The sequence below is a fragment of the Belliella filtrata genome, assembly GCF_022549775.1.
GTDB classification, from domain to species: Bacteria; Bacteroidota; Bacteroidia; order Cytophagales; family Cyclobacteriaceae; genus Belliella; species Belliella filtrata.
The window spans coordinates 1-9,529 of sequence record NZ_JAKZGP010000098.1 but is presented as its reverse complement, the minus strand read 5'-3'; the positions used below and the strand labels follow the sequence as shown (position 1 = coordinate 9,529).

The window sequence follows — 9,529 nt, the reverse complement described above, 5'->3', positions numbered from 1 at the left end:
TTAAGTATATTCTTGATCAGTATTTTATATTTGATCACAATTAAACCATTTCAATCCTTCTCATCAAACCATTGACACTAAGTGTCAATATTTAATTTGGCTACTGGCAAAGTTCCGTATATTCATACTTAAAAATTCTATTGTATCAATTTTTAGGTTTGGTTTGCCTTTATTCACCTAATAGATTGTGAAATAGAGGAATTTAATTGATAATTTTCAAACTTCATTCTCCCTTTGACGGTTATACATATAGTAAATAATAGTATCATGGAAAAAGAAGTCACAAAGAAAACATCTAAAATAGATCCAAAGACAAAAATCGTAGCAGGATACATGGCCTATATTCTTGAACATGGACAGGAACCTGCCTCCATATTTAAGTTTGCAAAAGAGCTAAAGATGAAAGAAGAGGATTTTTATAACTATTATACATCCTTTGAAGCGATCAAATCGGCAGTTTGGGAACAGCTTTTTGATCGAACAATTGTGAATGTAGAATCTCAAGAAGTTTACACTTCTTATAGCTCAAGAGAGAAGTTGTTAAGTTTTCTTTTTACATGGATAGAGGAGTTGAAGAAAAACAGGTCCTATTTACTTGTTTTATATGGCTCGAAAAAAGATCTCAAAGGTTTATTGCCTTCTGAGGTGAAAGTTTTCAAAGGCATGTTCAAGGACTTTGCAAATGAAATCATCCTAGCTGGTAAAGAAACTGAAGAGATAGCTGATAGACCTGTGATCACAGACAGGTATGATGATGCCCTCTGGCTTCAAGTTTGGTTTGTCTTTCAGTTTTGGCTTAAGGATACATCTCCAGCATTTGAAAAAACAGATGCCGCCATAGAAAAGTCCGTCAACCTAGCTTTTGATCTCATGGGCAAAAGTGCTTTGGATACTTTTATCGACTTTGCCAAGTTCCTATATCAGCAAAAATAAATCACTCCTATCATGGATTCGAATATGAAAGAGCAGGAAAGTATTCCTACCTCAAAAGTACAGCGTGCAGCAAAATTTATTTCTACAGGAGCCAAAGTAGGAGGTAATTATGTAAAGCATTATGCGAAAAAAGTAGTTAATCCTAGTTTGAGCAAGGAAGTCTTGCATGACGAAAATGCAAGAGATATCTATAATTCTCTAAGCCAACTCAAGGGATCAGCGCTCAAAGTAGCGCAAATGATGTCTATGGACAAGAATATCCTGCCTAGGGCATATCAAGATAAATTTACCATGGCACAGTACAGTGCACCACCATTATCATACCCTTTGGTAGTGAAGACTTTTCAAAAGCATTTTGGAAAAACACCCGATGGAATGTTTGATTCATTTACAAAGTCAGCTGTTAATGCAGCGTCTATAGGTCAGGTGCATCAAGCTTCACTGAGTGAGAAAAAGCTCGCGGTCAAAATCCAATATCCAGGAGTGGCTGATTCTGTGAGTTCAGACCTGAAATTAGTTAGGCCATTTGCTTTGAGATTATTGAATATGAGCGAAAAGGAACTGGATCACTATATGGAGGAAGTGGAGGAGAAACTTTTGGAAGAGACTGACTATGAATTGGAAGTGGTGAGGTCGAAAGAGATTTCCGCTGCATGTGGGCATATTGACAACTTGAGCTTCCCGACTTATTATGAAGAAATGAGTTCTTCTCGTATCATTACCATGGATTGGATTGATGGCCAACATATTCGCGAGTGGTTAGCAAGCAAAAATCCAAGTCAGGAAGAACGAAACAGGGTAGGTCAAGCCTTATGGGATTTCTATCATCACCAAGTGCATGAGCTCAAGCAAGTGCATGCAGATCCACATCCAGGCAATTTTATCATTCAAGACAATGGGAAGCTAGGAATTATTGATTTCGGTTGTGTCAAAGTGATACCAGAGGATTTTTATAACGGGTACTTTTCACTGATTAAAAAAGACTTGATGATCAATGAACAAGAATTAAATCAAATATTCTATGGGTTGGAATTTATATCAGACAGAGATACAGCAGATGAAAAATTATATTTCAAGGCTGTGTTCAAAGAGATGATTTCTTTGTTAGGAAAACCTTTTCATGTTGACAGTTTTGATTTTTCCAATGATGATTATTTTGAGCAGATATTTCAGCTAGGCGATAGGATATCAAATGATAAGATGTTCAAAAAATCAAGACAAGCCAGAGGTTCGCGGCATGGATTGTATGTGAACAGAACCTATTTTGGTATTTACAACTTACTCAATCAGCTCCAAGCCAATATCTCCACAACCAAACCAGAATGGCTAAAAGCTTAAATAGGACTTGGCTAGTGTTCTAGGAAATATTATAAATAGAAATCAAACTTTAATTACCATCACCTAAAAAAAATCGTTTTTTAAGGTGATGGTAATGTTTTAATGTGTTTTGAAGCGTGTTCTAAGCAGTAAACTTCTAGCTCCATTTTTGAATTTTTGATTTTAAGTTTGTCGCTTTGACTATTTTCCCAATCTTAGAATCTTCCAGTGCTTGATCAATTTTAGCATTGTATTTCTCTTGTGTCATGGGTTTTGTTACTTTCGAACATTTCAGCTTTTCTTTTTCTTAAAAATTTTCAAGGCCACTAACGATTTCTACATTTTGAATCCTTAAGAATTTTTGAATAAATGATATTTTTCTTGTTTCTAAATCCATTGTCTACTTTTCTTTAAAACAAGGATACAAAAATATAAAACTGCATATATTATTATTCAAAAGATTGAGTATGAGTAATCTTGGCCTATATTCAATATGAAAAAGTGATACCCAGATATTTTTAATTCTTGAAATTAATATAAGGAATCTCTGAGAATAAACTATACTGATCATATTTTCACTTCATGAGGGAGTAGCTCATATATAGGATAGCTGAGCTGGTTTGTGTACTTAACTAGCTCAGCTTAATATTATCCAATCATACAAGTGGTTTCTCTTAATTAATCAGTCCCTCACTTCTGAGTTCTTTTTTCATTGAGTCTACGAACTCTCTAGCAAAACTTTCAATATCATTAGGATTTAGAGTTTTGGATTGGGCAGACCAAAGGAGTTCTAAAGAGGATGAGTCATAAAGGTTTGTTTCTAGAAAGTATTCTTTGTCTTTGACATAATATCCTTGATTCCAACCTGCACCATGCCAATGATTGAAATAGCCACCGAAGTTACCATAGTACCCAAATCTTCCCATAGGAGCAAAGCCACCTCCTACAGGGCCTCCTTGTACATATCGCTCTTCCTCTTCAATGTCAATCAATGTTACTGTTAAGATAGCCTCTGAATTAGTCGCTTGAATAGCCTCTAGAATTTTGTCTTTACTAGGTTCTCTTTCATCGAAAAAGTCAGGTCGAAGAGATTCAATACTTTTGGTTGTACTTACACTTCTGTTTTGTAGTCTACTTGAGAATTCATTTTCAATACTTTGTCTGATTTGAAGATCTTCTGTCAGTGCTGCAATGTATATGCTGGTGTAGCCTGATTTAGCCTCTTCTGATTTCCAGCTTGCAGTAATCTGTGTGCTAGGAGCACATGCCCAAGACAAAGTTAGGAAGCCTATTAGGGTAATTAAAATGGAGTTTTTCATGTTTTGGTTGATTAAGTTTTCAATTGAGAAAATAGTCTGGGTGATTAAAAAATAGCAAAGGGCGTTCCATAATGGTTCAAATGCAGATATTTAGGGCTTGCTGAAAAAGTCTCCAGTATGCCAGGTTCAAAGCGGACGAATGAAGATGTATACCTACACTTCGAATGAGCCCAATGAAAGAGATGGTATGCTTGAGACTAGCTAGAAAATTTCGAGTTTAGAAATTTTCTGAAGCAAGCAAATTCAGATAGATCATGAAATAGGTTTGCACAAGTTTAAAAAGACAATACCTCTTAAATGATGTATCAGTAAAAATGTAAAGGAATTATTCTCCAGATGGCGTTTTTCAGCACGCCCTATTTAGTCCAGTCAAAAAGAATTTCATATACTCCCTTGTTTCATTGCTAGATTACTTATTTTTGCGCCATGTTATCAATCAACAATCTTTCGTATTTCATAGGTGGTAGAGGTCTATATGAAAATGCATCCTTACATATCAAGCCAAAGGATAAAATTGGACTAGTGGGTCTCAATGGTACAGGTAAATCTACTTTGCTCAAATTGATCAATGGAGATTACCAACCAAGTGCAGGAGATATCCAAAAAGCGAAAGATTGTACCATAGGCTTTCTCAATCAGGATTTGCTTTCCTATCAGTCTGAAGATTCTATACTTGATGTAGCATTAGAAGCTTTTCAGGCTACACTGAAACTTCAAGAGGAAATTGATGCTGTGCTTAAGCAGATGGAAACGGATTATTCCGATCAGGTAATTGATCGCCTAGCGAAGCTTCAAGATCAGTTTGAGGCCAATGAAGGCTATACGATCAAAGCCAAAGCCGAGGAGGTGTTGGAAGGTATTGGGTTTCAGACGGCAGACCTGAATAGGCCATTGAAGACATTCTCTGGAGGCTGGAGAATGAGGGTGATGTTGGCCAAATTACTTTTGGAAAAGCCTTCTCTCTTGATGCTTGATGAGCCTACCAACCACCTTGACTTGCCCTCCATACAATGGGTCGAAAACTACCTTAAAACCTATGAGGGTGCCGTGATAGTCGTGTCTCACGATCAGGAATTTTTGGATAACTGTATAGAGAAAACTGTGGAAGTGTCTCATGGAGGTCTGACTTTATACTCGGGAAACTATTCTTTTTACAAAGAAGAGAAAAAGGAGCGGATGGAGATTCAGCAGAATGCTTATGAGAATCAGCAGCAGATGATCAAGCAGACGGAGCGATTCATAGAGCGGTTCAGGGCCAAGGCGACCAAGTCAAACCAGGTGCAGTCCAGGGTTAAAGCTTTGGAAAGACTGGATCGGGTTAACGAGGTAGTGGATGATAATATCGCCGTTAATTTCAAATTTAAATTTTCTCAACAATCTGGTAGGGATGTAGTGACGCTAGATCAAGTATCCAAAGCTTATGGTGACTTGGTGATTTTGAAAAATTCCACAGCGAGAATAGAGCGGGGTGACAAAATAGCCCTAATAGGTGCCAATGGTAAAGGTAAATCTACCGTGTTGAGAATCATAGATGGTACAGAAAAAGTTGAAGGGAGTAGGACAGAAGGATATAATGTAATCAAATCGTTTTTTGCTCAACACCAGCTTGAGGCCTTGAATGTGAATAATGAAATCCTTCAAGAAATGAATCAAGCCGGATCCTCAAAAACAGAACAAGAGCTAAGGAATGTGTTGGGCTGTTTCTTGTTTACTAATGAGGATGTGTTTAAAAAGATCAAAGTGCTCTCTGGAGGAGAAAAGTCCAGGGTTGCCTTGGCGAAGACTTTGATATCAGAAGCCAATTTTTTGTTGCTTGATGAGCCTACCAATCACTTGGATATGCAATCTGTCAATATCCTCATTCAGGCATTGGAGCAATATGAAGGGACTTTTATCACAGTATCTCACGACAGACACTTTATCAGAGGAGTTGCCAATAAAATATGGTACATCGAAGATCAAGAAATCAAAGAATATCCAGGTACTTACGAGGAGTTTTTGAACTGGAAGGCGAAGCAGGATGCAGAGGCATTGGTCACAGCAAAAACTGAGTCTACTCCAAAAGTCGTGGCTGTAAAAAGAAGAGAAATCAATCAGACCGAGGCTAATCAAGTGAAGAAAGAGCTTAAGAAAAAGCAAAGGGAGTTGGAAATAGTAGAAGAACAGCTGATGGGGCTTGAGGAACAAAAAATAGCTTTAGAAGCAGAGATGGCTAGTCCAGAGGTGTTTGCAGATAGCCAAAAACTCGAAGCTGTGAATTTGAAATACCAAAAGATCAAAGATCAAGAAGCTAAGATCAATGCCCAATGGGAGCAATTAGTCGAGGAAATCGAGCAACTGGAGCTCGAATTGGGTTGACGTGTTTTATCATTTTATCTTATAGCTAGTTTTGATACCAGAGAAAAGGATATGGTATGGTATAGGTCCTGTATTATATATGACTAGACCAAAATCGAAATCTCCGATTTGTCTTCCTATTTCAAAACCTTAATTGATCTCGCTATAGCTTACTACCTAATTTTCTTGCGCAGGGTCATTGAACACAGAAGTACTTTGATTTATCATAGCTCCGAGAGATCCCTCGATGTACCAACCTCTGATATTTCTCCGGTATCCGATTGCCAAAGGTATTATTTGGTTATAAGCGTTCTTCTGACTAGCATCTAACCTAACTGAAAGCACTGGAAAATGATGGTGTGCAGTTCGGATGATGAAACGACCCACTTTTTGTCTTCCCAAACATATCTTGACTGGCAGTCCGAAGTGTACAGGTAGGAGCTGTAGAACCTGTTTAGCGTAGGGCCTATCTCCGCAAAAAAGCTTATATAATTCATTCCATTTCGATAGCGCGGATTGGAGCTTTTGGCGATTTCTTTTTCAGCAAAAGCTGATTTGCCAGATACCGCTAAGCATAAGCTAACTGCTATCGTAATTAAAAATATTTTACGCTTATATAAATCCCGCAAAACCCTCCATTGCATATTTATTCAATGTATACATGGGGTTAAATTTAAATGAATTATTAAGAACCACATTCTTATGCTTAATTGAAATTTAAAAATAGGTCAATTTTAAAACAGAAGCCTTAGCTTGTGTAGGACTAGTTTAAATAGGGTCTGCTGATAAAGTATAAAATCTTTCAATAGTTCGGAATTGCAGGGGTTTTTTCTGATTTTCAGGGAGTACAAGTGCAAGGTATTATGGCAAAGAGAACCAAAAGGCGTGCACCACGCAGTGAATACAGCAGTCCCAGTCAGCTAACATTAATAGGTTTTGAGACTCCATTTTATAACCAGCTTGATCCCGACAACCGCTGGGTTGTTCTCAGCAAGCAGATTCCCTGGGATGAACTCGTTGGTCTGTTTCTCAAACATAATCCTGTAAGGCAGACTGGTCGTCCATCACTGAACCCACGCATATTGATCGGGGCAGTGATCATCAAGCATATTCTCAATCTTGATGACAGAGAGACAGTTGCCCAGATTACAGAGAATATGTATTTACAGTATTTTCTTGGCTACAGTTCCTATACCAAAGAAGCCCCTTTTGACCCTTCCCTGTTTGTGGATATCAGAAAGCGGCTGAGTGAGGAGCTTATCGCAGAGATGAATGAAAAGATACACGGCTTTTCGATGGAAAGGTCAGCTTCAAATCTGGACAAAGATAAAAAGGACAACGGCCCGTCAGGAGGAGAAGGAGTAAGCCACAAGGGTGAGGTCATCTTCGATGCCACTGTCTGCCCGCAGGATATTGCCTATCCTACTGATATAGGACTGCTCAACAAGGCCAGGGAAATCTCAGAGGCAATCATAGATGAACTCCATTACAAAAACCGTGTAGGCAAAAAGCCCAGGACTTACCGAGAGAAAGCGAGGAAAACCTATCTGAAAGTAGCTCAGAACAGGAATCCCTCAAGGAAAACAATCAGGAAAGGGATAAAGGCACAGCTCCAATACCTCAGAAGAAACTTCAACACGCTAGAAAAGCAGCTTGATGGCTTTGAAACCTTCCCCCTTGAGCATAAGCTGCAGCGCCAATACTGGATCATCCAGACGCTTTATATACAACAGCTCGAAATGTATGAAAACAAAACCCATCAGGTAGAGGACAGGATAGTGAGTATCCACGAACCACATGTACGCCCCATTGTGAGAGGAAAAGCAAGGGCAAAGACGGAGTTTGGTGCCAAGATTCACCTGAGCATGGTTGACGGCTACTCCATCATGGGATGCTTACAACGAGGGTTCCCAGCTTACAGAATACGTGGAGAATTACTGGGAAAGGTTTGGGTTCTACCCTGCAAAGGTTCTTGCTGACAAGCTGTACTGCAGCAGGGAAAACAGGAAGTGGCTGAAGGAAAAAGGGATAAAACTGGCGGCCAAACCATTGGGAAGACCATCGGCCAAGGCAGTGGAAAACCACGTAAGTCTAGGAGAGAGGAACCCGATAGAAGGGAAATTCGGACAGCCAAAGAACGGGTACGGCATGAACCGTATCAGGGCAAGGCTCAAAGATATCAGTCAATCGTGGATAGCCTCCATCATCTTAGTGCTCAACCTGGTCAAATTGGCCGGGGAGGCACTCCTATGGCTGGGTTTTTCAGCATGGGAGATGCTCAAAATGACAATAGTGAATAGTATTGAAGCTGACTTAGGAAAGTTAAAAATAAAAAACCAGCCCAGACTTGAATCTGGGCTGGTTTTCGGTAAGCTGGCTGTGTGAGTTTTTCAGCAGACCCTAAATAGGGCTTGCGGAAAAAGTCTCAGGTATGTCAGATTCAAAACGGGCGAATGAAGATGTATACCTATACTTCGAATGAAAATGTAGCTATTGTGTCTAGGTTAAGGAAACTTAAGACTGATTCTTCAGCTACTTTTTTTCAGAGTTTTTCTTAAACAGAATTATTGTCAACAAAGCCTGAAGACCTTTTAGGTTTTTATTGACTACCAATCAGTTATTAAAAATCATTAAGTGAGAACTGAAGGTTTTTTTCACCATAAATCAATCGATTACAGCAATATATAGCTGGTATAATTTAATCAATAAAGCCAAAATGGATTTTTAGAAATTTTATAAAAGTATGGAAAAATGGAAAGTTAGATGGATATAATGTAAATTTTACTTTACATTTGGTAAAATAAAATTTACATATGAAAAGGGATAAAATTTTAGAAATACCAGTGCTAAAAAGAGGTTGGAAATATGTTGCATACCTTTTTTATCCATTACCATTTTTATTACCATTTGTTATTCATTGGCTTGGTATAGAATGGAAGATAAAAGAGTTATTGGAATTCACCTATTCATCATGGGCTATAGCTTCAACGATCCTAATACTGTCAGCACATGATAGAGAAGATGAAATGATAGAGCAGTTTAGGCTTAGAGCATTTCAGATGGGGTTTTATTGGTTGATTTGGGGACTTGGTGCAATAATGCTTGTACATTTTATATCAAATATAAGTGTAGGTTTTCCATTTGGTCCAACTGTTTCTGCGCCATCAGTTTTGTTTATGCAGAGTACATATGCCTTACTTGCTTTAAAATATCAAATTTGGAAATCGAATAGGGTTCAGGACTGATTAGGTCCTACCATTGGTTTTAATTTATCCAATTTATAAGTAATTCATGAAAAATAGCATCAAAGTAGAGCGAGCAAAAAATAACCTGACACAGCAAGAATTGGCAGATCATATAGGAGTAAGTAGACAAACGATCAATTCTATCGAAGCAGGTAGGTATGTGCCGTCTACAGTGCTTGCATTGAAGCTAGCGAAATGTTTTGATGTAAAGGTGGATGATATTTTTGAACTAGAAAAAGGTGATTGATTAGCCCTACTTTGTCATGTTTCTGGGGATCTGTTTAAATTTCTTTGAATCTGGCGTCGATAAGCATAAAGGTGTTTGAGACAATAATCCATGGTACTCTCAAGGTTTTCCCACCTGCTAGAGATAGTTGA

The 9,529-nt window shown here is 38.3% G+C and carries 9 protein-coding genes; 7 read left to right on the top strand and 2 right to left on the bottom strand.

Going from position 1 to position 9,529, the window contains the following annotated elements; genetic code table 11:
- Positions 1-267: 267 nt before the first annotated feature.
- The gene (locus tag MM239_RS20010; RefSeq protein ID WP_241350104.1) at positions 268-933 is read left to right on the top strand and encodes a TetR/AcrR family transcriptional regulator; all 666 of its coding nucleotides are present in this window, start codon (positions 268-270) and stop codon (positions 931-933) included.
- Between the two features lie 12 nt (positions 934-945).
- Complete coding sequence (locus MM239_RS20005) at positions 946-2,271, top strand: ABC1 kinase family protein (RefSeq protein WP_241350103.1); 1,326 nt, start codon at positions 946-948, stop codon at positions 2,269-2,271.
- Positions 2,272-2,924: 653 nt separating this feature from the next.
- Here MM239_RS20005 and MM239_RS20000 read toward each other — a convergent pair.
- The gene (locus MM239_RS20000; protein ID WP_241350102.1) at positions 2,925-3,569 is read right to left on the bottom strand and encodes a hypothetical protein; all 645 of its coding nucleotides are present in this window, start codon (positions 3,567-3,569) and stop codon (positions 2,925-2,927) included.
- A 426-nt stretch (positions 3,570-3,995) separates the two neighbouring features.
- Between MM239_RS20000 and MM239_RS19995 the strand changes: the two genes are divergently transcribed.
- On the top strand, positions 3,996-5,927 hold the full coding sequence (locus MM239_RS19995) for an ABC-F family ATP-binding cassette domain-containing protein (RefSeq protein WP_241350101.1): 1,932 nt from the start codon (positions 3,996-3,998) through the stop codon (positions 5,925-5,927).
- 156 nt (positions 5,928-6,083) lie between these two features.
- On the opposite strand, the gene MM239_RS19990 is transcribed toward MM239_RS19995, so the two are convergent.
- Positions 6,084-6,308: a hypothetical protein gene (locus MM239_RS19990; protein WP_241350100.1), complete on the bottom strand. Its 225-nt coding sequence runs from the start codon at positions 6,306-6,308 to the stop codon at positions 6,084-6,086.
- Positions 6,309-6,769: 461 nt separating this feature from the next.
- On the opposite strand from MM239_RS19990, the gene MM239_RS19985 reads away from it, so the two are divergent.
- From MM239_RS19985 to MM239_RS19970, 4 genes are all read left to right on the top strand, one after another.
- A complete protein-coding gene (locus MM239_RS19985) occupies positions 6,770-7,885 on the top strand; it encodes an IS5 family transposase (RefSeq protein WP_241350099.1) in 1,116 nt (371 codons plus the stop codon).
- Positions 7,833-8,291 carry a transposase gene (locus tag MM239_RS19980; protein ID WP_241350098.1) on the top strand — a complete coding sequence of 153 codons (459 nt, stop codon included), beginning with the start codon at positions 7,833-7,835 and terminating at the stop codon, positions 8,289-8,291. The genes MM239_RS19985 and MM239_RS19980 overlap by 53 nt, the downstream gene beginning before the upstream one ends.
- A gap of 428 nt (positions 8,292-8,719) precedes the next feature.
- Positions 8,720-9,151 (top strand): hypothetical protein, encoded by a 432-nt coding sequence (locus MM239_RS19975; RefSeq protein WP_241350097.1) that lies wholly within the window; start codon positions 8,720-8,722, stop codon positions 9,149-9,151.
- A gap of 46 nt (positions 9,152-9,197) precedes the next feature.
- Entirely contained in the window at positions 9,198-9,398 is a 201-nt protein-coding gene (locus MM239_RS19970; RefSeq protein WP_241350096.1) for a helix-turn-helix transcriptional regulator, read from the top strand.
- Positions 9,399-9,529 lie beyond the last annotated feature (131 nt).